The sequence below is a fragment of the Enterococcus sp. AZ188 genome (assembly GCF_050544075.1).
In the GTDB taxonomy this organism is placed as follows: domain Bacteria; phylum Bacillota; class Bacilli; order Lactobacillales; family Enterococcaceae; genus Enterococcus_D; species Enterococcus_D entomosocium.
The window spans coordinates 2,906,486-2,928,817 of sequence record NZ_CP172943.1 but is presented as its reverse complement, the minus strand read 5'-3'; the positions used below and the strand labels follow the sequence as shown (position 1 = coordinate 2,928,817).

11 protein-coding genes and 4 pseudogenes are annotated in these 22,332 nt (G+C 36.3%); 11 read left to right on the top strand and 4 right to left on the bottom strand.

Annotation, left to right across the window (positions count from 1 at the left end; translation table 11 throughout):
- Positions 1-25 precede the first annotated feature (25 nt).
- The 4 genes from IGI86_RS13435 (at position 26) to IGI86_RS13420 (ending at position 8,887) form a co-directional block, all read left to right on the top strand.
- Positions 26-6,493 carry an SNF2-related protein gene (locus IGI86_RS13435; protein ID WP_430617418.1) on the top strand — a complete coding sequence of 2,156 codons (6,468 nt, stop codon included), beginning with the start codon at positions 26-28 and terminating at the stop codon, positions 6,491-6,493.
- A 272-nt stretch (positions 6,494-6,765) separates the two neighbouring features.
- Positions 6,766-6,984 (top strand): hypothetical protein, encoded by a 219-nt coding sequence (locus IGI86_RS13430; RefSeq protein ID WP_430617417.1) that lies wholly within the window; start codon positions 6,766-6,768, stop codon positions 6,982-6,984.
- 322 nt (positions 6,985-7,306) lie between these two features.
- Positions 7,307-8,503, top strand: a complete 1,197-nt coding sequence (locus IGI86_RS13425; RefSeq protein WP_430617416.1) for an IS110 family transposase — start codon at positions 7,307-7,309, stop codon at positions 8,501-8,503.
- Positions 8,504-8,686: 183 nt separating this feature from the next.
- Positions 8,687-8,887: a hypothetical protein gene (locus IGI86_RS13420; RefSeq protein ID WP_430617953.1), complete on the top strand. Its 201-nt coding sequence runs from the start codon at positions 8,687-8,689 to the stop codon at positions 8,885-8,887.
- A 105-nt stretch (positions 8,888-8,992) separates the two neighbouring features.
- Here IGI86_RS13420 and IGI86_RS13415 read toward each other — a convergent pair whose 3' ends face one another.
- Positions 8,993-10,288 (bottom strand): ISL3 family transposase, encoded by a 1,296-nt coding sequence (locus IGI86_RS13415; protein WP_430617415.1) that lies wholly within the window; start codon positions 10,286-10,288, stop codon positions 8,993-8,995.
- A gap of 282 nt (positions 10,289-10,570) precedes the next feature.
- On the opposite strand from IGI86_RS13415, the gene IGI86_RS13410 reads away from it, so the two are divergent.
- Positions 10,571-11,680: a pectate lyase family protein gene (locus tag IGI86_RS13410; RefSeq protein WP_430617414.1), complete on the top strand. Its 1,110-nt coding sequence runs from the start codon at positions 10,571-10,573 to the stop codon at positions 11,678-11,680.
- A 153-nt stretch (positions 11,681-11,833) separates the two neighbouring features.
- Here IGI86_RS13410 and IGI86_RS13405 read toward each other — a convergent pair.
- Positions 11,834-13,384: pseudogene (locus tag IGI86_RS13405) on the bottom strand (IS1182 family transposase).
- Positions 13,385-13,670: 286 nt separating this feature from the next.
- Between IGI86_RS13405 and IGI86_RS13400 the strand changes: the two are divergent.
- From IGI86_RS13400 to IGI86_RS13390, 3 genes and pseudogenes are all read left to right on the top strand, one after another.
- On the top strand, positions 13,671-13,901 hold the full coding sequence (locus IGI86_RS13400; RefSeq protein WP_430617413.1) for a PcfJ domain-containing protein: 231 nt from the start codon (positions 13,671-13,673) through the stop codon (positions 13,899-13,901).
- 289 nt (positions 13,902-14,190) lie between these two features.
- Positions 14,191-14,343 carry a hypothetical protein gene (locus IGI86_RS13395; protein ID WP_430617412.1) on the top strand — a complete coding sequence of 51 codons (153 nt, stop codon included), beginning with the start codon at positions 14,191-14,193 and terminating at the stop codon, positions 14,341-14,343.
- A 255-nt stretch (positions 14,344-14,598) separates the two neighbouring features.
- A pseudogene (locus tag IGI86_RS13390) lies at positions 14,599-14,703 on the top strand (DUF2786 domain-containing protein); the annotation flags it as partial.
- Between the two features lie 332 nt (positions 14,704-15,035).
- Here the strand turns inward: IGI86_RS13390 and IGI86_RS13385 are convergent.
- A pseudogene (locus IGI86_RS13385) lies at positions 15,036-16,213 on the bottom strand (IS256 family transposase).
- Positions 16,214-17,245: 1,032 nt separating this feature from the next.
- Between IGI86_RS13385 and IGI86_RS13380 the strand changes: the two are divergent.
- The 3 genes from IGI86_RS13380 to IGI86_RS13370 all read left to right on the top strand — a co-directional run bounded on the left by IGI86_RS13380 (position 17,246) and on the right by IGI86_RS13370 (position 19,496).
- Positions 17,246-17,626: a hypothetical protein gene (locus IGI86_RS13380; protein WP_430617411.1), complete on the top strand. Its 381-nt coding sequence runs from the start codon at positions 17,246-17,248 to the stop codon at positions 17,624-17,626.
- The gene (locus IGI86_RS13375; protein ID WP_430617410.1) at positions 17,571-18,344 is read left to right on the top strand and encodes a WxL domain-containing protein; all 774 of its coding nucleotides are present in this window, start codon (positions 17,571-17,573) and stop codon (positions 18,342-18,344) included. The genes IGI86_RS13380 and IGI86_RS13375 overlap by 56 nt, the downstream gene beginning before the upstream one ends.
- Before the next feature lie 84 nt (positions 18,345-18,428).
- Positions 18,429-19,496 carry a DUF916 and DUF3324 domain-containing protein gene (locus IGI86_RS13370; RefSeq protein WP_430617409.1) on the top strand — a complete coding sequence of 356 codons (1,068 nt, stop codon included), beginning with the start codon at positions 18,429-18,431 and terminating at the stop codon, positions 19,494-19,496.
- A 343-nt stretch (positions 19,497-19,839) separates the two neighbouring features.
- Here IGI86_RS13370 and IGI86_RS13365 read toward each other — a convergent pair.
- Positions 19,840-20,540, bottom strand: a pseudogene (locus IGI86_RS13365) (transposase); the annotation flags it as partial.
- Positions 20,541-22,332 lie beyond the last annotated feature (1,792 nt).

Genomic DNA, 22,332 nt, shown 5'->3' with positions numbered 1-22,332 from the left:
CCACACTAACTTTCAGGAGGCGCCCATGGACGAGAAGAAACAATCTACCTTACGAATGCTATTTAAGCAATCATTTGCTGAAACTGTAGAAACGACACAATCTTTTCAACAGTACTTGGAACAAATAAAGTTCCTCCATAAATACGATGTAAATGACCAACTATTTATTCATGGTCAAAATCCCGAAGCTCGCTATTTAGCGGATTTCGCTACATGGAAAAAAATTGGTCGTCAAGTCAAATTTGGAAGCAAGGCGATCATGACGCTTGGGTTTTCCAATAATCAAATGATGGCTTCTTATTACTTTGATGTGAATCAGACCGTTGGGAAAGTGCTAGATTTTCCAGATTACAGTTTGGAAGAACACAAATGGCCAGATTTTATCACACAAGAAAGACAGGATATGATCGACTCATTTACAGCCGACTTGGAAGATCCTGTTCCTAGAAGATTGGCTTTAGAGATAGGTTTGGCAATGGTTCAAAGTAAAGCCTTGATTCAGCCAATTCCTGAATTTGAAGAACTGGCACAACTGCAAAATTTTCGGACGTTTGTGGAAGTGATGACCAAAGCAAACGAAATCAACCGATTTTTAAGTAAAGATATTTTGATTTATAAAACTGAGAGGAGCAAGGAAGATGAAATTTACGTATCAAGAGAACCAGAACGGACAGTTGATCCCGCAAATGGAGTATCCAGAAAACCAACCGCTCGGTCGTTTTGGCTCAATCGCCGTGGAAAAACTGAAGGAAGAACAGCCAACAGAGTATCAGGTGAAACTAATGCAAGGGGAGCTAATGACTTACGGCCACGCTATCGACAAGAAGGTATGGGAGCGAGTAGCAACACTAGCGGAACAGATGGAGCAACAGAATCCGTTGACCTTAGAGGAGCAGCAGAATCTGGAGACAGCCACCAAGATCCGCAACAACTATCGGGAACAAGCAATCGAGATAGCGATGAGCGAGATTCTGTAAAACAAAATGATCCGGAAAAAGGTTTGGAAGAGAATACGTCTTCTGAACCTTTTTTAATTTCTTCAAATGAGCAATCTGATAGCCAAGCTTCTCCTAAACCGGAAATATTTACTGAAGCAGTGATCAACGATCTATTGAAATCTGGAACAGGAACAGTTGACGGACGAATTCGCGTATATCTAAACTTTTCTCAAACGAAAAATCTAAAGGAACGTATTCAATTTTTGAAAGGTGAATTTGGCTGGTATGGCCGAACACTTTCAATCGAGGGATCAACCTTTTCGATGATGGATAGCATGCCAAGCAAAGGCATTCGAGTTTTAGCAACAGTCGATGGCAAAGAACACAAGAAAATCTACAAATGGAAAGAAATAGCAGAACGATTAGAGTTTCTGATTGCCAAAAATGAGTATTTAACAGCTGAAGAAAAAGACCGAATAAAGGTTTACGAAACGAAGGCAACAGATAAAATCCAATCGCAAACACCTTCAAAAGAACAAACGGAAACTGAAGTCCAAGGCGAACCGGACAAAGCAGAAGAAATCACCCTCTTTGATATGGATGATTTTGAAGCCACTGAAGAACCGCTTCAAGACAGTGGGTACGGCTCTGAGGTCGCCTTTGTTCCAATGCCAAAAGTTGAGAAGCCTTCTGTATCCGTCGAAAAACAAGAAAGCCACAACGTGATAATCAAAGGCAACAATCACTTTTCGTTTCCGTTGGAATCGCTAGATGCTTTCTATCCAAAAGGAACAAAAGACAAGATACAAGCCAACATTGATGCAATTGCTTTAGTCAGAAAGCTTGAATCTGAAAACAGAATGGCTACGGCAGAAGAACAAACGGTTCTGGCGAAATACGTTGGATGGGGCGGTTTAGCGAGTATCTTTGATACCCGTGATGATCGATTGAAGAACGAGCGTGAACAGCTGAAAAAATTATTGACTGAAAAGGAATACCGCCAAGCACGTGAAAGTGTGTTAACGGCTTACTACACAGATCCACGGCTAATAGAAGTGATCTATGAGAAGTTACAAGCAATGGGTTTCCAGGGAGGAAATGTTTTAGATCCGTCGATGGGGACTGGAAACTTCTTTTCTGCTATGCCTGAATCATTAAGAACTCAGTCCAATCTATACGGTGTTGAATTGGATCCATTGACTGGAGCGATCGCAAAACACTTACACCAAGATGCAACCATTGAGGTGACTGGTTTTGAGAATACCCCTCTAAATCAAAATAGCTTTGATCTCGTAATCAGTAACATTCCTTTTGATAGTGTACAAATCGAAGATCCTAACTACGACCATAGCTATGCCATTCATGATTACTTTATTAAAAAAGCGTTGGATAGTGTAAAAGAAGGCGGTATTGTAGCTGTTATCACGTCCACTTCAACTTTAGATAAGCAGAGTGAAAATGTTCGGCGTGAGTATGCAAAAACAGGTGAATTGCTTGGCGCCGTTCGTTTACCAAGCAATGCGTTTAAAAAAATAGCAGGTACCGATGTTGTTACTGACCTTATATTCTTTCAAAAGAATTCGGAAATCGAGCGCTCATATACACCCAGCTGGGTGTTTGTCGGCATGCATAGAGATGTACCAGGAAAACCTTTTAACAACTATTTTGTGAAAAATACGGACATGATTCTTGGCGAACTTTCACTTAAGAATTTTCGTGGGAAAACCCTCGATGTGAAAGCAAAGCCTGAAGCGAATTTGATTGATGATCTAAGGACTGCGATTGAAAAGATTCCAGGAACGTTCGAGCCTACGCCTTCCGCTAAAGAGATCTCTCTCGTAGAACAAAGAACAGACAATGAAGTTTCAGTTTCCGAGATCCCGAATTTCAATTACGGCCAAAGCCAAGGGAAAATCTATTTCAACAACAATGGCTATTTAGAAGCATTTGAAGGATCAGAAAAAGCCGAAAACCAACTTTCCCAATTGATCAAAATCAAAGAAGAGCTATTACAAGTGATTTATGTTCAGCGACAAGAAGATTATAGTGAGGAAGAATTTCAGCTTGCTCTGGCAAAACTGAATCAAACGTACGATACCTTTGTATCTGAATTTGGTCCGATTGCGCAAAAATCGAAAGTGTTCCAACGTGACGAATACCTTCCATTACTTAAATCAATTGAAATTGTGCATAAGGACGGCTCTGTTGAAAAAGGGGATGTCTTTTTTAAGGCAACTATCCGGAGAAAAGAACCAATTACAACAGTCGATTCTGCGATTGAAGCATTACAGCTGTCATTAGGACGGCGTTTAAAAGTAGATTTAAATTTTATGGCGGATGTTTATGGAAAAGACAAAGAAACCGTAGTGGAAGAACTCGAAGGTCAAATATTCATTGATCCATTGAAGTATAAAGGGGATCAATTTGATGATGTTTGGGAAGTCAGAGAAGAATATCTAAGCGGTGATGTCAAACAAAAGCTAGTAGAAGCTCGGTACTTCAATGAAACCTATCCAGGACTATTTGAAAAAAATGTGTCCTCTTTAGAGGACGTGCAGCCTGAGCCATTGAAAGCTGGTGAAATCGATTATTCGGTTGGAAGTACCTGGATACCTAAAGAAACGTATGAACAGTTTATGTTTGAAACGTTTGAAACACCGCCGTGGATGGTTCGGGAACATTATGTCCAATTGGATTATGATCCAACCGCTTCTCGCTACTTTATTTCTGGAAAAAGTACACATAAAGGACCGATCGTCAGTAACCGCTACGGAACGGCACGTGCGAATGCGTATCTCATTTTTGAAAATAGTTTAAATCTCCAAAAAATCGAAATCCGTGATCGAGTGGAAGACGGCGATGGAAAATCACACTATGTATTAAATCCTAAAGAAACGCAATATGCTCGTTCAAAACAAGAAGAACTGCAAGAGATCTTCAAGAATTGGGTTATGAATCATTCTCAAGTCCTTGAAGAGCTGCAAGGAATTTACGAAGAGCGATTTAATCGATTAGTACCGAGAACCTATGACGGTAGCTACCTAGAGTTTGAGGGGCTGAATGAACAAATTGAATTGCGACCGCACCAAAAGAATATGGTTGCCAGAATTATTCAAAACGGACGTGGGTTGATGGCTCATGTGGTAGGCGCTGGTAAGACGTTAACGATGATTTCTGCAGGAATGATGATGAAAACGCATGGTTTGATCAAAAAAGCGATGTATGTTGTGCCTAACCACCTGACAGGCGATTTTGGTACCGAACTTTTGCGGTTCTATCCGTCCAAAAAAGTGCTTGTTACAACCAAGAAAGACTTTGAAAAAGCCAATCGGCAACAGTTCGTTTCTCGAATCGCTGTCGGCGACTATGATGCCGTGATTATTGGCCATTCTCAGTTTGAAAAAATTGCCTTATCCCCAAAACGCCAACGAAGTATGTTAAAAGCAGAAATCAATCAGGTATCTGAAGCAATCGCTGCTTATCAAATGGAAAATGATGTTGATTCCTGGTCTATCAAGCAGATGGTTAGTTTTGAGAAAAGGCTCAATGAACGGTTAGCCAAACTGAACAAGCAAGACAAGAAAGATGATTTGATTTACTTCGAGGACTTGGGCGTCGATTTTCTGTTTGTGGATGAAGCTCATTTGTATAAAAACCTCTATTCCTACACCAAGTTATCTAATGTGGCAGGGGTCAATGCGTCTAACAGTCTAAGATCCAGTGATATGGAAATGAAAGTGAAGTATATGCTTGAAGAAAATCAGGGTCGTGGCGTTGTTTTTGCGACAGGAACGCCAATCTCTAACTCGATGTCGGAAATGTATACCATGCAAAAATACTTACAACCAGATGTATTAAAAGACTTTGGTGTCTACCATTTTGACGCTTGGGCTTCCACGTTTGGCGAAATCGTCTCTTCACTGGAAATCACGCCTGAAGGTAGTGGCTATCAGATGAAGAATCGTTTTTCTAAATTCCACAATCTTCCGGAACTGATGAGTATGTTTAACTTAATTGCGGACATTCAAACCAAAGACATGCTTAATCTTCCTGTACCAGCAATCAAAGGAGAGAAAGCACAAATCATTGTCACTGAGCCTATTACCTATCAAAAAGATAAGATGGATCAGTTGGCTATGCGTGCGGAAAAAATCAGGAATCGTGAAGTGTCTCCGGAAGTAGACAATATGCTGAAAATCACGAACGAAGCGAAGTTAATGGCACTAGATCCGCGCCTGTTAGATGACTACGATGAATCAAAATATGATCCACAAGAATTGAAACAGACCAAAATTGCACGTGCAGCTGAAAAGGTATTTTCTATTTGGTTAGAGACAAAAGAACAACGATCGACACAACTTATTTTCTCTGATTCCGGAACGCCAAAACCTGGAAAATTCAATGTTTACGATGAAATAAAGCGTCAGCTGATTGAAAAAAATATACCTGAAAACGAAGTGGCGTTCATTCATGATGCAAAAACCGAAGCCCAACGTGATGCTTTATTTGAGAAAGTCCGAGAAGGTGAAGTCCGTATTCTGATTGGAAGTACCGGAAAAGTTGGGACCGGTACGAATATTCAGGACAAATTGATTGCAGCACACCATGTAGACTGTCCTTGGCGTCCTTCAGATATTGAGCAAAGAGATGGCCGGATTGTTCGACAGGGGAATGAGAACAAAGAGATTCAGATTTATCGTTATGTGGCTAAAGGAACATTTGATAGTTTCTTGTGGCAGATTCAGGAACAAAAGCTAACGTATATCTCTCAAGTAATGACTGGTAAGGCAATTACTCGAACCGTAGACGAGATGTCTGAAACGGTTCTAGACGCTTCTGAGATCAAAGCCGTTGCGACAGGTAATCCGCTGCTAGCAGACAAAATGCGGTTGGATAATGAGATCACGAAATTAAGAATGTTGCAATCTTCGTATTTGAATGAGCGAGAGCTATTGAAACGTTCGATCGATCAAATCTATCCGTCAATGATAAAAAGCGGGGAGCAGCATATGGCCACGCTACAAGAAGACATTCAGCGGTATAAAGACAATGATCCTGACGAGTTTTCGATCGTGATCGATGGCAAAGAATACACAGAAAGATCAAAAGCCGGAGAAGTCTTTGAAAGTGCCACGTTCCTTTATATGCGCTCTCCAGATTTCGTGGAAATCGGTGAGTATAAAGGATTTTCATTTTCTGTTAGAAAAAGTGAATTAACCTATGGAAGTTTACAAGTACGTCTACATGGTAAAGGGCATTACGATTTACTCGTAGATCCTAGCACCCAAATTGGGAGCATTCGCCGGATAGAGAATAAAATTGGTCAACTGCCCGAAATGTTACAAGAAGCAGCTGAGGAAGTCCAAGAAACAAAAGAAAAGATGGAAAGTGCTAGAGAACAAATCAAACAGCCTTTCAGCCACACGCAAGAATTACAAGAGAAAGTCTTACTCCAACAAGAGATTCAGTCTGAAATAGAAGCCTCTTTGGCAAAGGAAAAAGAACATTCTACCGTAATGGAAAAAGAGGATGGTTTTGAAATAGAAACACCATAATTCAATAATTTGATAAAAAAATGGAAAATATCGATTGACAATTCACGCTTAACCGTGTATTATAATAGTATAAACACGGTTAAGCGTGAGGTGTTTGAAGGAGGTATTTTATCGAAATAAAACAAAGAAAAAGCACATAATCTGTTCGAGCAGATTACGTGCAAATCATAGTAACAGCGTTCCGAAAAAACAGTGCTACTACTTCAAATATATCATAAAAACGAGCGGTGGGGAATACGTTTCACCTATGCTCTTGGTGGAGGAATAGCATAATGTACGCAGAAAAAGAAAAAATTGAATGGTTACTGTTTGAAAGCGGGATGACGATTAAAGAGGTTCATAAATTAACTGAATTACCACGGCAAACAGTATCAGATTTGATGAAAAGAAAATCGTCAATTGATGAAATGCGATTCAAAAATGCTGCAAAACTGACAACCATAGCAGTAGATTTACTTAATCAAGAAAAGAAAGGAAGTACTCTTACCTGAAAATTCAACCAATTTTGAATGATATTCAGAAGTAAGAGTAACTATCCTTGTATATTTAAAGTGCTCAATTGATCAACTGCTATATTCTAATCGGCTGTTATCTTATCTATAATTGAGTTAAGCGCTGTGGACTAGTATGCTATCCACCAGATTCTACTGGAATACTGTTTTGTATAGGCTCTGGCCACAGCTCTTTGTCTAATTGGTAATAAGTTTGTTAGCGCATGACATACGTTCGTGACGCTTGATTGATCACAAGGTTACATAGGCAAAGAGTAAGTGGAACGCAGCGTAATTTTAAATAAGTAGGAGTGGTGATCTTATGCTATATGTTGGAATTGATGTCGCAAAGAATAAACACGATTTGGCGGTAATTGATACTGCAGGAACGATCTTCATTCGTCATCTTCAGATTAAAAATAATCGCGAAGGTTTTACAAAGCTTCAGATGACGCTAGCTAATCTACAAGAAACAACAGGTGAAGAGATTCAGGTTGCGCTAGAAGATACCGGTCATTATTGTTTTAATATTTTGCGTTTCCTTCGGACACAAGGCTATCCGACATTCAGCTATAATCCATTCTTAATTAAAGAGTTTGCGAAAAATCAAAGTTTACGAAAAACAAAGACGGACAAGAAGGATGCAATGACAATTGCTCGTAAACTAAGGGAAGATTTGGATAAACAAATTTTTGATACCCAATCGAACATGATTGAACTGAAATACGCGACACGTCATGTCGCTAGAATTAAAGAGGATTGCACCAAAAAGAAAATTAATTATACAAGAATTTTAGATATTTTATTCCCCGAACTAGCGGTATCTTTAGGTGCTTCTGCTGCGAAACATCAGTCGTACATGTATGAGGTTTTAAAAGAGTACCCATCTGCTAAAAAAATGGGCAGTGCGCATTTAACTAAATTAACCAACCTTGTAACGAAGTATTCAAGAGGACGGTTAGGCAAAGAACAGGCTGTGGAGCTTAAACGCTTGGCTCAAACATCAATTGGTCAGGAATCACCAGCACTAGAGTTTGAACTGATTCAAACCATTGACGCTATTCAGTACTTTACAAAAATGCGTTCAAAAGCCGAAGAAGAAGTCACGCGTTTAATGAGTGAAATTGATTCCCCTATTATAACGATACCAGGAATTGGGAACGGCTTAGGCAGTGTTATTTTAGCAGAAATACGAGACATTAAAAATTTCAGATCACCAAATCAATTGCTCGCTTATGCAGGTGCAGAACCTTCAGTATCCACTTCGGGAATGAACCAGTTAGAGTCTGGAAAAATGGTTAAACGCGGTTCTTCATATCTGCGTTGGGCATTGCATGAAGGAGCGAGGCTAATGTCAATTTGGTCACCGTCTATGCGTGTCTACCTCGCGAAAAAACTAGACGAAGGCAAGCACTACAATGTTGCGATTAGTCATGTTGTGAGGAAGCTGGTCCGAATTATTTTCCAACTATTAAAAAGAAACGAGATTTATGACGAGCAGAAGATGATTGTCAACTAACTATTTTTAAAATTATGTTTAAGCATAGCTTATTTGTCATGCTTTGAATCATATGAAATCTCTGTTATTAAAAACAGAGAACTTATGCTTGACTCAATATAGTTTGTCTATACTTAGATCTGCGTAATTAGACTTGCGCTGTCCGTTATTGAAGTTTTAGGTAGCGCTTTTTTTGGGGGATCGATAATGGAAGAAAAAATATTTGAGAAAAGCTGGCAGCTAGTATCAAGTGAACAAAGAGCAAGATATAATAATTTGATGTCCTCCTGTCCTAATATTAATAGGACCTACAAAGAAAAGAAGTATTTGATTTGTTTGTGCCAGTTAGTTATAGATACCTTTGAAACATTTGAAATGATCCTAGATAAAATTAAACAGAGTTGATCATAAACAAGCGAATCTTTCACGGCTCTTTGTCAATAAGGACTGATGAGTTGCGTAAAATCAAATCTGGGTCAGAATGAACCACATTCTGGCTCAGATTTTTTGTTATCTTACTTTGATTAATTGATTGATCAAAAAGATTCTAATTCTCATGTTCTCGAATGATTTAAATCCGTAGGATACTCGTTTCATTGTCTTTATGTGGGTATTCTTCGCTTCTATTTTTCCATTGGAATAAGGATAGATCATTGCGTTGGTGATGCCTTCTTCACAGGTCAGAAGGTTTTGAAGCTTCTCCCGAAAGTCGTCATCTAACGTTTCGGAAAGTTCTTCCAATAAGGAGAAAAATAAGTCAGGGTCTTTGTCTCGAAAGGCTTTGACTAATTCATGAAAACAGGGATACGCCTCCTTCAGGGGCGGAGAAAACTCAAGCAATCGATCAATCATCATTGCTTCAGTGAGAAATGGGTATTTTGGCGATCGGAAACTTTTCCATGTTTTGTATTCATAATGGTTGATGTTTGTACGATTTTTTAGCAGAAAGCGCCAGTTCTTTTTCAGTTTTTCTGCCTGGATTTTCTGTCCTGCTTTACGAAGTTCATTCATTTCACGGATACGCAACTCATTAAACGCTTGATTCATGTGTTTGACAATATGAAACCGATCAATCACTATTTTCGCATTTGGCAGAACACGTTTGGTGAGCTGGAAGTAGGCAGCGTTCATGTCTGTAACCATGAATTCTACTTCTTCTGGATTGGTACAACCTAAGAAATAGCTTGTTAATCGAGGTAATTTACGCGTAGGCAAAACATCTATTAATTTTCCTGTTTCGCCATCTGCGCAAATAAAGCTCATTTTATCTTCTATGGAAGCATGCGAACGAAATTCATCAACCATCAATACTCTGGGGAGAATCTTCTTAGATTGCTTTGGTAAATAGCTTTTAAACTCTTTCAATGTACGAATAACGGTGGTCAAAGATACCTGACAGCTTTTTGCAATAAAAGATAAAGATACTTTTTCAGTCAGTAAAGAAGCAATTTTATATCTAACATAATTTGCGATTGAATGTCTGGGTTGGACAAAATAACTTTGAGCCGTCCAATGGGTTCGGCAGTTTTTACAGGTATAGCGCTGCTTTTTTAGGCGCATAACCAAAGGCATATGATTGTATTGTTCAAAACGGACAATCGTTTCCTTCTGCCCATTTTTCACTATAATTGCTTTCCCGTTTCCATCTACCACAGTAGAACCACAACTTCTACAAGCACGAGGAGGAGGCGAGAGAACAGCATCGACGACCAACGTCTTTTTCTTCTGAAGGGTCTCGTAAGAGACCTCTGTAATCATCAAATCTTTCTCTATTATTCTCAGCATTTTTTTGATAGAATCATTCATATAGCATATCGTCCTCTCAGTTGTTTATTTTGTGGTGATTTAATCATACTAGAGAACGATATGTTTTTTAATACCTAAAATGAAAATGGGGCTGAAGAATCAATTCTGATTCATCAGTCCCATAAATTATAGAGCCATTAATTTTACCAAAAATACAAATAACAATAAAATCAATATTTTCATGCGATCACTGAGAAATCGATTATCAAAATTCAGAAATAGTCTGTATAATTTTAATTAGAAGTTCGGCCGATTTCTAAAAAATAATATTGGGAGAAAAGCATGAGAAAACTAATTATATTAAGCCTATTGGTTTTAGGTGGTTTTACTACGAATGCTAAAGCCGCAGAAATTCCAGCGAATTCATTTGGTTTTGCGAACTATGGCTCAGGAACAGTCGGTGGAGAAAGTGGTCAAAGAATCTTCGTCAAAACAGCAATTGAATTTCGAGACGCAATAAAGGGAGATCAGCCAGCGGAAATTTACGTTAACAATAAAATTGATTTAACAGAATTATTTGTCTCCTCTCCAGGCGTAATCGTAGATGTAGGGTCACACAAATCGATTATCGGTGTCAGCCCTGATGCGGAGATCACTGGTGGGGGGGTAAGAATCCGTGGTCAGAAGCAGGTGATTATCCAAAATTTAAAATTAACTAACTCTTTATCTTTTGATGAGGGTGAGTATCCTGATGATAATGGCGGGATTCAGACAAAAAAACAAACTCGCTTAAATCCTGGCGATTTTACAGAGATTGATGCAATTACTATCGAAAATAGCGAACACGTTTGGATTGATCATAACTATTTTTCTGATGAACCCTGGATTGCAGCAGATGTCCCTACAGGAAGTAATCGGCATGATGGATTGATTGATATCAAAAGAGGATCAAATTGGATCACGGTTTCAAATAATATTTTTACCAATCACAACAAAACGATTTTGGTTGGACATTCTGATTCAAATGAAGAGCAAGACATGGGAAAATTAAAAGTTACATTTGCCTATAATTGGTTCAAGGGAACTGAACAAAGAAATCCTCGGGTTCGTTTCGGTGAGGTCCATGTTCTAAATAATCTTTATACTGACATTTCTAGCTATGGAATCGGTGTTGGAGTCAGTGCACAAGTTATTGCTGAAGAAAACGTATTTATCAATACAAAGCGTGCTTGGGGGCACCCAGATGGCCCTCCATCACCAATGGGATACTTATTGAACCAAAACAATCTTTTGATAAATAGTGGCTATGATTCAGATCATTCTGGAAAATATCAAGAAGTTCCTTCTTATGGAATCAATTGGACCCCAACTGATTACTATCGATTGTCTTCGATTCCTGTCAATAATGTTGAAGAATATGTCCGTACCAACGCAGGTTTAAATTTTCCGTGAGCGATCACATATTCCCTCTCTTTAATTAATAAAAATATGTAAAAAGGAGGGGTGATATAAGTTAACTAGTTACGCTCTTCAAAAAATAAGAAGCACTCGAAAATCATGAGATTTTTCGAGTGCTTCTTGTTTTTTTTATTCATTTTGAGTAGTTCAAGTCCCTATTTTTGTCAATTTCATCATATTGATTGCCGTAAGGAGTAAACCGGTCTGTTTTCTGACTTTCTCTAAGCCTCGAACCGTGTATCGAGTGAAGCCCAAACAAGCCTTCATAAATCCGAAGACTGTTTCCACGTCGACTTTTCTCCGCCCATATATTTTTTGAATGTCAGGCGTTGATAACCGTTCTTTTTGTTTTTCTTTATGATACTCCCAAGGCGGATTTACAGTGATCTTTCTACGATTCCCCTTTGGGGTTAAGGCTTCAGGAATGAGCGCTTGGTTCGCATCCGTTTTTTCTGCTTGGTATTCTTTAAAAATTCGGACAAAGCCATCCGCATCTGTTCGTTGACGGTAGGCATGAAAATTGAATCGTACCCCTTTGGGGTCGATGTAAAAGTCCTCATTGGGCTCGTAAACTCAATTCATTACTTTCCGGTCATCTGTCTGCCATTTCTTACTTTGTTCTTTAAACATCGTTGCATAAGGAATCAGTGCAGTATGCTGAGGAAGTTCATCTTCTATATAGCGGTAATTGCTTTCTGAACCATAACCTGCATCGGCGACCAAATAATGAGGGGACTTTTGTGCAGTCTTCATTTTTTCCAGTAATGGTTTCAGTGTTTTAGTGTCTGTTGGGTTTTGAAAGACATCGTAGCCGAGCACAAATTGATTACATGTAGCGATCTGCAGGTTATACGCAGGTTTAAATTGGCCATTTTTCATGTGGTCTTCTTTTACGCGCATAAATGTCGCATCATGATCGGTTTTTGAATAACTGTTTCTTGTCCCATAAGTAGAAAACTGCGTTTGATGTTCCAGAAGTTTTCCTCGCTTTGTATTTAATTTGCGTAATTGGCTTTTCAACGTTCGTCGTTGTTGTTTCGCTGGATTTGGGGAAAGACGTTTCGTTGTCTCAACTTCTTTTTCTAGTTCTTCCAGACGTAGTTCCATCCGTTTTAACAGTTCATCTATCATGTCTACGGTCAAGGTCGTCCCTTCGGGAATCTGTTTCAGGTCATACGCTTCTCTTAGTTCCGTCATCATAGTAAGCAATTTTTCGCGATTCATTTGATCGAACCGGATCGTATTTTTCTTCCAGACAAAGCTGTATTTATTCGCATCCGCCAAGATTTTGGTCCCGTCAATAAACAACGCATCATCAATCAGATTCCGTGCACGCAGATACTCTATCAATTGATCTAAGCCTTTATTGGTCAATTCCTGCACATCGTTGGATACACAAAAACGGGCGATCGTTCGATAAGTTGGAACCCGTTCTTGTGTCAACCAGCGAGCATATAGGTTTTCTTCAGCTAAGCGTTCAATCTTGCGACTTGTAAAGGTTTCTCGCGTATACGCAAAAAGAACCAACTTCATCATGTCACCTAAATCATATTCTCTTGGTCGACCAAAAAGATAGGGGTCATTAATCTGAAGTGCTTCGACCAGTTCATGGATAAAAACGGCGACATGATTTTCTTTTGGAGAAAATGAAGTAGATAGATCCAAAGTGAGTTGATTCATGTTATAATTAGTATGCATTTTGTTTAGTCCTTTCAGAATTAAATGATGGGGCATTGGCGGGAACCGGTGCTCCTTTTTATTTTACCCAAAAAACCGCAAGAAATGAACGCTTTCTAGTCATTTCTTGCGGTTTTCTTCTATGGACTTATGTCACAGTCCCTTTTTATTCTATTTAGATTATATAAAACTGATGGAAGAGCTGAAAAGACCGATAACTTCAAAGAATCGATTTCTTGAAAATTTAAATGAAGCACATGATGAAGTTGTTCAAACATTGAATGCGGTGAAATGAAAAGATGAAAAGATGAAATTCTCAAAACGAACCAAGGAAATCAAATTCCTAGAAATGACCATTGATGATATCCAGTTTGTTTTACCGAAGACGGCTAAAGAGGTCGTTGAGGAAGGAAAAGCATTGAAGCATTGCGTTGGCGGTATTAAGTATATAAATTGGCAATTAAACGGTGACGTTTCGCTAGTCTTTATACGGAAGAAAAATGAACCAACAGTGACCTATTTTACATTACATTATTAGAAAAAAAATTATACAAAATCAAGGACATGAGCATAAAAATCCGAGCGATGAACTTGAAATCATTGTTGAAAAGTGGCTAAAAGTCGTTAATAGAAAAGTTAGCAGAGAGGAAGAAAAGCATGCTGCATAGCCATTTAAGAAACAAAAAAAGCTTATCTTAATTGCGAGTTAAGATAAGCGGGTAACGATTTAGCATTGTATTTGCACCTTTATTATAGCAAAAAATAAAGGTGCAAACAATGTCTATCACTATGGTAGACTAAAATAAAAAGACAAGAGAGCGATATCAATGGTCAAAACCAAAGAAGAAAACGGGCAATTCGTGGTTTATGTGAGAGGAGCGGTCGCTGCTAGCTTTCTAACAAAAAGCGAAGCAGAATCCTTTGCGGTGAAACAAACCCACTACCCTTCACAAGAAGAAACATTGATCACTTATAATTAGGAAGACGTGCGTAATGGAATCAGAGATTAACTATTTGACGGTGAATCAGGTGATAGATGTCCTGATTGACGAAGTAACGTTATCAAAGGACGTTGTAGATACGTTACGTGTCCCAATTTGGCAAAAAGAATGACCACTAGATAATCATGGTCCAACCGATGTATTTAAAGAGCTGGTACATAGTGCCGGTTACCATTTACGCAGATGACCGAGAATGCAATTTGTACTGGTTGATAGAAAGAGAGTAGGCGGTCAATGAACGAAAAAGCCAAACAGAAAATTTTAAAATTGCTTGCTCTATCGAACGATGCCAGCGATGAAGAGTCGATGTCTGTCTTAGCTAAAGCCCAAGAGTTGATGTTTCATCACAAAGATATCTGAATTTAAAAGTAATGTTAATAATATTCGCCAAGAAGTCCAATCGCAATTTCCACCTATAGAAGTTAAATCTACTTAATACGAAAAGGCTAGCATTTAATTTGTATTCAACTAACATCTAAAAAGTTATGGTTCATATTGGTTCAAGTACTATCAATAAATAGCTAAATTTATCCATTTTCATCTATATTGTAAAGTACAAAGTTTTTGATTTAAAAGGATTTCCATAGATCAGTATTCTTAATTGATAGTAAGTTTTGTTTCAATAACAATGGCTAGGGGTCTGTAAAGAGTTTTGTGTAAGTTCAGAAAACTTAGATGTAATCGATCACTCGATTTTCAAAATATATGACAAACGGCGACAGAATCTGACCCCAATTTTGGACCTTCATGGTCCATTTTTTTGTGACATCCATTGTTACAAGATAGAACTTTTTTATTAACGACTCATTTGATGGAAACACACTTTTTGATTTTGTCGATTTTCGTAGCTTCCGATGAAATCCTTCAACAAAGTTTGTTGTGCAAATAATTCGTCGTAATTCTTCTGGATACTTGAAATAGGTAGACAATTCAGTCCAATTATCCATCTAACTTTTTGTAATAATCGTATATTTTTGACACCGTTTCTTGTCAAAATCGCTTAAAGCTTCTAAAGTCTGCTCTTCAGTAGAAGCTTTATAGATCGGTTTTAAACCAGCAGTAACAGTCTTTAAATCCTTATAACCAACAAATACCACAATGTTTCTAACTTGATGGACAATACATTTTTAAACCTCTGTTTCTGGAAAAACGGCTTGAATTGCTTCATTAAATCCATTTAGATTATACGCACACTCAATCAAAATATTTTGAACACCACGATATTTTAACTCATTCAATATCAATAATCAGAACTTTGATGATTCAGATTCACCAATCTAAATACATAGAACTTCTTTTAGACCTTCAGCAGTGATTCATAAAACAACATAAGCAGCTTTGGACTGTATTCGACCTTCGTATCGGACTTTAAATTGAATTGCATCCATAAAAATGATTGGGTAAAGTGCTTCTAACGGACTATTTTGCCATTCCTTTACCAGTAGCAAAACTTTATTGGTGACATTTGAAATGAGTGTTGGTGATACTTCAGATCCATATAAATCATTAAAATGATCTTGAATATCTCTTATACTTATGCCTTTGGCATACATGGCAATGATTCGTTCTTTTAATACAGAAACAGAAGATTGATTCTTCTCAACAATGGTAGGCTCAAATTCACCTACTCGATCTCTTGGTATAGCAATCGGCAATTCACCATATTCTGCGGACCGTAAGGTTTTAGAGCTGAAACCATTTCGCCTATTAGTAGTGTACTTCGTCTTTTTATCGTGTTTTTCGTAGCCAAGGTGTGTCTTCAGTTCTACTTTCATAATCTCTTCAATCGTTTCACCAAACTTGCGTCTTTTATATCTCTGGTAGTCTTAATATCATAGTGTTGAATCATTTCTTTGAATTGTTCTTTAGAGAGCGTACTCTTGGTCTGTTCCTCCTAGATTGATTTATTTCATTTTACTATTGGAACTTACACAAAATATTTTATACTCTCATGACCAGCAATAGAAGAAGATTGTTCGAGCTGATTAATGAATCACCGCGTGTGACTTTTCTGAACTATTTAACCAAGATAAATCACTTAGAAGACCTAGAAATACAAAAGCTTTCTTTTTCATATAAATATAGTAAAAAGTTTTTTAGATAAGCCTACTAGTAATCTGGTCTACTTGAATGAATGAGCAATTTTGAAGACATTTAGAGAAAATGCACAAAACAGTTCGATCCTGTTAGTGTTTTATTGACCCGCATCTTTTTTTCTGATAAGCTCCTATCTTTTGTGTAATAAGTACAAATCGCGATTTATGTTAGTAAAAGAATTAAGAAGATATCAGTTTAAAAAATATTAGGAGCGTGAGGCTTTCAAAATACATCTAGGCAGATCATTACTCAATATTTATTGAATCCGTAGGAGACTGACTTTTAATTAATATAAAATTTTGATTTTAACTTTAAAATATATTTAAATAGTATTTTTATTGATGTTGAATATCTATTTAATAATACTTTGTGAAACATTTTTTTAATGATTTATTATAGTAGTCGTAATGTATATTTAAAACTTTAGAAAAGTATTTGTTTTAGATAAAAATAGAAAGTACTATTTTATATGCTTAAAGATATCATCTTTTTTAGAGAAATTTCCTAAGTTCTTAAATCTAATTTGGTTTTAGAAATAAAATTTATAAGCGATTGAGTAGCTAATTGATTCTAGATATCTATAAGACAATAGTATCAATTTTCAAATCGTTTAAGTGAAACGATAGAAATTGTTGAATATTAAAAGTACGTTTATTGTTCTACCGCATTGAAATCAAAAATATCATTTACCTGGAAAATAATGAATTTCGCTATCTAGCAAATATCGATATAATACAGAGTGCTTAAAGAAAGTGATTTTTATGTGAATGGAGGAAGAGCTAATGTGAAACATATAATTAGAGTTTCAGTTTTAATATTTTCTTTGATAATTCTATCTCCAATTGTATATGCTGAAAATTTAAAAATAACAGATACATCAGGAAGTATTGGATTTACAGGTAAATATGAGTCTGAAAATACACCAATGCCATTACCACCAAATTTTGCAGATGATAGCATGTTAGAGTCATCAATTACTGATAGAGGATCAGGAAAGTCTTTGCCTAAAATGAATACTATTATAGATAATAAACTATTCTTTGTTGGTAAAGTATTTTTAACTACTGTTGGAATTTTAATATTAAAAAAAAGAAAAGAGGAACATATAAATGAAAAAGATTCAATTAGTAACAACGACGTTTTTAATGACAACACTTTTAATTAGCGGAGTAACACTAGCTTCTGCAGACGAAGTGCGAGATGTAACAACCACTGGTCAGATTGAGTTCACACCAAATACTGATGAGGAATCTGTTGTTATTCCACCTGAAACAGATCCTGATGTTGAAATTGATCCTGAAGTTCCAGGAACAACAGGACCGCTCTCTCTTGTAAAAGCAGTCACTATGGACTTTGGTTCACAAGTCATTTCCAATCAAGACCAAACCTATAATATGGTCGCTGAAACAGCAAATCTAGCTGATGGATCTGGACAAGTCCCCTATGTTAGTTTTGCGCAGGTTCAAGATACTCGTGGCTCCAATGCTGGATGGGTTTTAAGTGTTAGCATCAGCGATTTCAGTTCGACCACTCAAAACAATATTTTAACGGGGGCGCAGATTTCTTTAAATGATCCAACCATTCAGTATGCAGGAAGCAATGCAACTAACGCTCCTTCATCACATACATCTGGCCTGCAGTTGATTCCAAACGCTGGTAGTGTGCCCGTAATGACTGCAGAAACAGGACAAGGAGCAGGTGTCTCATCTGTTGTTTGGGGAAACCAAGCAGATCTTAATACTCAAGCTGCTGATAACTCTATTGAAGTCATTGAAAACAGTGCAATTCAGTTATTTGTACCAGGATCTACTGCAAAAGATGCAACGACCTACACATCAACTCTTTCTTGGGAATTAACTTCAACCCCCGGAGCAGATGCTTAATTAAAAATTTTATGCCAACGACCAGAAAAGCAGTATTACTTATTATTGTGATGCTGCTTTTCTTAATAATAGAGGAGTGTTTCTTTGTCAAAACAACTTAATTGGAACAGCTACATAAAGTTTTATTTATTCGGATTTCTCATCTCGATGCTACTTATCATATTCCCTGTAATCTCAAATGCTGAAGAAAATTCTTTGAATTTCTATGTGACGCCTATTTATCCTGATAGTCAAGTCGATGAAACAAAAGGTTACTTCGATTTGAATTTAAAAAAAGGTGATCAAGAAGTGTTAGCTCTTACTTTGCAGAATGCAACAAATCAAGAGATTCAAATAGAAATCACCGCTCATACCGCTTATACAAACGTTCAAGGTGTGGTCGAATATGGTAAAGATGATGAGGTTACGGATACCACGCTTTCATACTCGCTGAACGAATTAGTCACGACCCCAGAAGTTATCACACTAAAAGGAAATGAAACACAAACGATAGAGGCAATTTTAAACATGCCAAACGAATCTTTTGAGGGGATTTTAGCTGGCGGTCTAAAAATACGTGAAATTCCAAAGGAATCCGAAACAGATACGAAAACATCGGAAGGTCTATCCATCACAAATGAATTTTCCTATGTGATTGGAGTAGTTGTAAGTAACGAGCGGTCTACTGTGATACCAAATTTAGAATTACTCGATGTTTTTGCAGATCAATTAAACTATCGAAATGTGATCAGTGCAACGATTCAAAATTTTATGCCTACGTTTGTGAACAGACTCTCAGTTGAAGCAACTGTTCATAAAAAAGGTGATGATACTTTATTATATGAGGCTAGCCAAGAGCAAATGCAGATGGCTCCGAATTCTCATTTTGATTTTCCTATTTCTTTAAATGGTGATCGTTTTAATAGTGGCACTTACATTTTAAATCTAACTGCACATTCGGGCGATGAGACATGGACATGGACAAAAGAATTTACTATTGACGGAGATGAAGCCCGCTCATTGAACCGCTCAGATGTGACAATAGACACGAGCATTAATTGGTGGATTATCGGACTGATCGGTTTAATTATCCTTTTGCTAGTTTGTTGTATCTATTTATTTTGGCAAAAGAATAGAATGTATAAAGCAAATATTAATAAACGTGAAAAATAAGTATGTCAGGAAATTTTGGGAAGATCTATTAAACGAAATTTTATAGTTTATGGATGGGGGATATGAATTGTAATTTTCGTCAATAGACATTCCTATAATTTCTTGAAAATTTGGATTAATGATAACTTTTTATTATTAATTCTAATAGTTGTATCTCAAGATGAAAACTGAGATTGCTTGTATTGAGTAATCTATTTTTGAGCATATTTAGATAAATCAGACTAAAATCAGTTGATTGTAAGGCGTATAGATTTAAATTTTCTTGCGGATAATATGAATTCGTTTTTTTGGTGAAGTCTTCGGGACTATTTAGATTTGTTAGCTCATTGTCAATAAGAACTGATCAGTTTCGCAAAATAAAATCTAGGTCAGAATGAACTACATTCTGGCTTAGATTTTTTGTTACTTCAATCTTATTGATCAAAATAATTCTAATCCTCGTGTTCTCAAATGATTCAAATCTGGAGAATACTAGTTTCATTGTCTTTATGTGGGTATTCTTCATTTCTATTTTTCCATTAGAGTAAGGATAGATTATCGCATTGAGGATACTTGCTAAGGTTTTAAAGTTTTTCTAGAAAGGCTTCAACTAATTCATGAAAAAAAGGGATACGCCTCATTCAGCGTCCTGAAAAAGTCAAGCAATCGATATATCATCATTGCTTTAGTATGAAGCGGAGATTTTGGATTTCAGAAAATTTCTCATGATGTGTATCCATAATAGGTAATATTTGTATGTTTGTTAGCAAAAAGTGCCAGGTAATTTTCGATTTTTCAGTCTGGCTTTTGTGCCCCTGCTTTACGAAGGTCATTCATTTTACGGACATGCAACTCATTTAGTACCTGATTCATATATTTAGCATTATGAGAACGATCAATCAATACTTTCGCATTTTGTAGAACACGATTGGTGAGCTCGAAGTAGGCGGCGTTCATGTCTATGACTAAGAAATTTACTTCTTCAGGATTGGTACAGCCTAAGAAATAGTTTGTAAATCAAGGTAATTTACGCATAGGCAAGATATCAATTACTTTTCCAGGCTCGTTATGTACCTCAGTAGAACAACAACTTATAAAATCACTTGGAGCAGGCGGGATGACAGCATCGACGATCAGTATCTTTTCCTTCTGAAAGGTATCATAGGAGATCTCTGTAACCATTAAATCTTAATCTCCGGATTTTTTGATGGCATCATTCATATAGCATATTGTCTTCTCAGATTTTTATTTTGTGGTGATTTAATCATGTTAGAGAAATATATGTTTTTTTATATTTAAAATGATAAAGGGACTGAAGAACCATTTCTGATTCTGTAGTGCCACCGTAATTTATAGAGCCGTTCTTTCAGGAAAAGAAGAATGATGCTTTCGACGATTTAATGCATTATCAAGAAGAAAAGCCAGGAATTAGAAGATAGTATCTCCAGAAATTATTTCAGTCAATTGAGAAAAATACACATTTAAATAGTGACAATTATAATTGAAATATAAACACTTTTGTATGCACAAGTAGACTGGAAAGAATATCTTCTCAACCATAATCGATCAGTTCGACGGTTTCAAATCAACTATATTTTAATTTGTTACTTTTACGCCGAAGTATATAGAGTTAATAATAGATAGAATTCAATGATACTTGAATTCGGTGACTAAATAATGCCTATCTCTCTTATTGTGGAATTATGTATTAGATAGCATGTTAACATCGCTTAAAAATGTAACGTCTTATCAAAGATTCTATGAACATAGTGAAGACAGATGGCTTAAATTAAATACCTATCGCCTTTATTGATCATAAATAGGAGTCATTAATTCGAACAATTGATCTATTAAAAGTAAGCAGCAATGAATCTGATGTGTTAGATGATTTTAATCAATCTTTTTTTTAGTTAAATAAGATCTGAACAAATAAATTTCACAAGCGATAAACCGGCTACCTATCTAGAAATTTACTATGCTTGGAAAAAGAAGGCCTATAGGCCTTTTTTTCTAAAGTACTAACGGCTTGTACACCCTCGTAAGTTATTCACAAAATCGTTTAACAATACCCCTAATAGCAAGACAATTCCTCTCAAATTTATACGTGGTAAGCTTACTATTCGTTTTAAAGACGAAAGTTTTCAAAGCCAATTTTTAAGTCAAAAAATTTAAGTGCAATTCAGATTATATGTAGGGAATTTTATAATCCAATATTTGTGATACAAAATCAAATACAGAAATTGCGAAATGTTATCAATGAAATTTTAATTATACGATGATTTCTATTCGGAGAATCCAGGGCACAATACCTAGGGTATTAAATAATTTAGAAAACCTAAATTTGGATCAGATCAAAGAATATCTTCAACAATTTTTTAAAATCTGATATAAATACTGCCAAAAACCAATATTCTTTACATACTAACTGAATGGAAATTAGTTTTAAGAAAGAAGTAGTTGGAAAAATATATCACAACTAATGTAAATTAAGTAGTTTGTTAAGTAAATAAATCTTAAAAATTCTGAATTTCCTTGATTGAAGAAAAAAATGAAATGGAATTTTTTTTTTTTTAACTTATAATTCATTTAGTCGTTCATATTGTTTAATTTTAGTTATTAAATATTAAATTTTTCGTTATTAAATAAGCATGCCTTGAAATTGAGAAATATTTATAAGTTAAATTTTTGAATGAAAATACACAATATATTCTGCTGAGCACGCTTATTTCTTTTTTTAGACATATTATATTAGAGGTTAGTAGTGCTTAGTTGAATAAAAGTTTAGAAAGGAAATGATAGGACTATCTTTTATATTATATGAGTTTATTGTATTTCTTTTGATGATATTGATTCATTT

What these genes read in the sequence shown, in the direction of transcription:
- IGI86_RS13400 (WP_430617413.1), top strand. Translation starts at nt 13,671, where the DNA reads ATGAAATTCTCAAAACGAACCAAGGAAATCAAATTCCTAGAAATGACC.
- IGI86_RS13375 (WP_430617410.1), top strand. Translation starts at nt 17,571, where the DNA reads ATGAAAAAGATTCAATTAGTAACAACGACGTTTTTAATGACAACACTT.
- IGI86_RS13395 (WP_430617412.1), top strand. Translation starts at nt 14,191, where the DNA reads ATGGTCAAAACCAAAGAAGAAAACGGGCAATTCGTGGTTTATGTGAGA.
- IGI86_RS13425 (WP_430617416.1), top strand. Translation starts at nt 7,307, where the DNA reads ATGCTATATGTTGGAATTGATGTCGCAAAGAATAAACACGATTTGGCG.
- IGI86_RS13410 (WP_430617414.1), top strand. Translation starts at nt 10,571, where the DNA reads ATGAGAAAACTAATTATATTAAGCCTATTGGTTTTAGGTGGTTTTACT.
- IGI86_RS13430 (WP_430617417.1), top strand. Translation starts at nt 6,766, where the DNA reads ATGTACGCAGAAAAAGAAAAAATTGAATGGTTACTGTTTGAAAGCGGG.
- IGI86_RS13415 (WP_430617415.1), bottom strand. Translation starts at nt 10,288, where the DNA reads ATGAATGATTCTATCAAAAAAATGCTGAGAATAATAGAGAAAGATTTG.
- IGI86_RS13435 (WP_430617418.1), top strand. Translation starts at nt 26, where the DNA reads ATGGACGAGAAGAAACAATCTACCTTACGAATGCTATTTAAGCAATCA.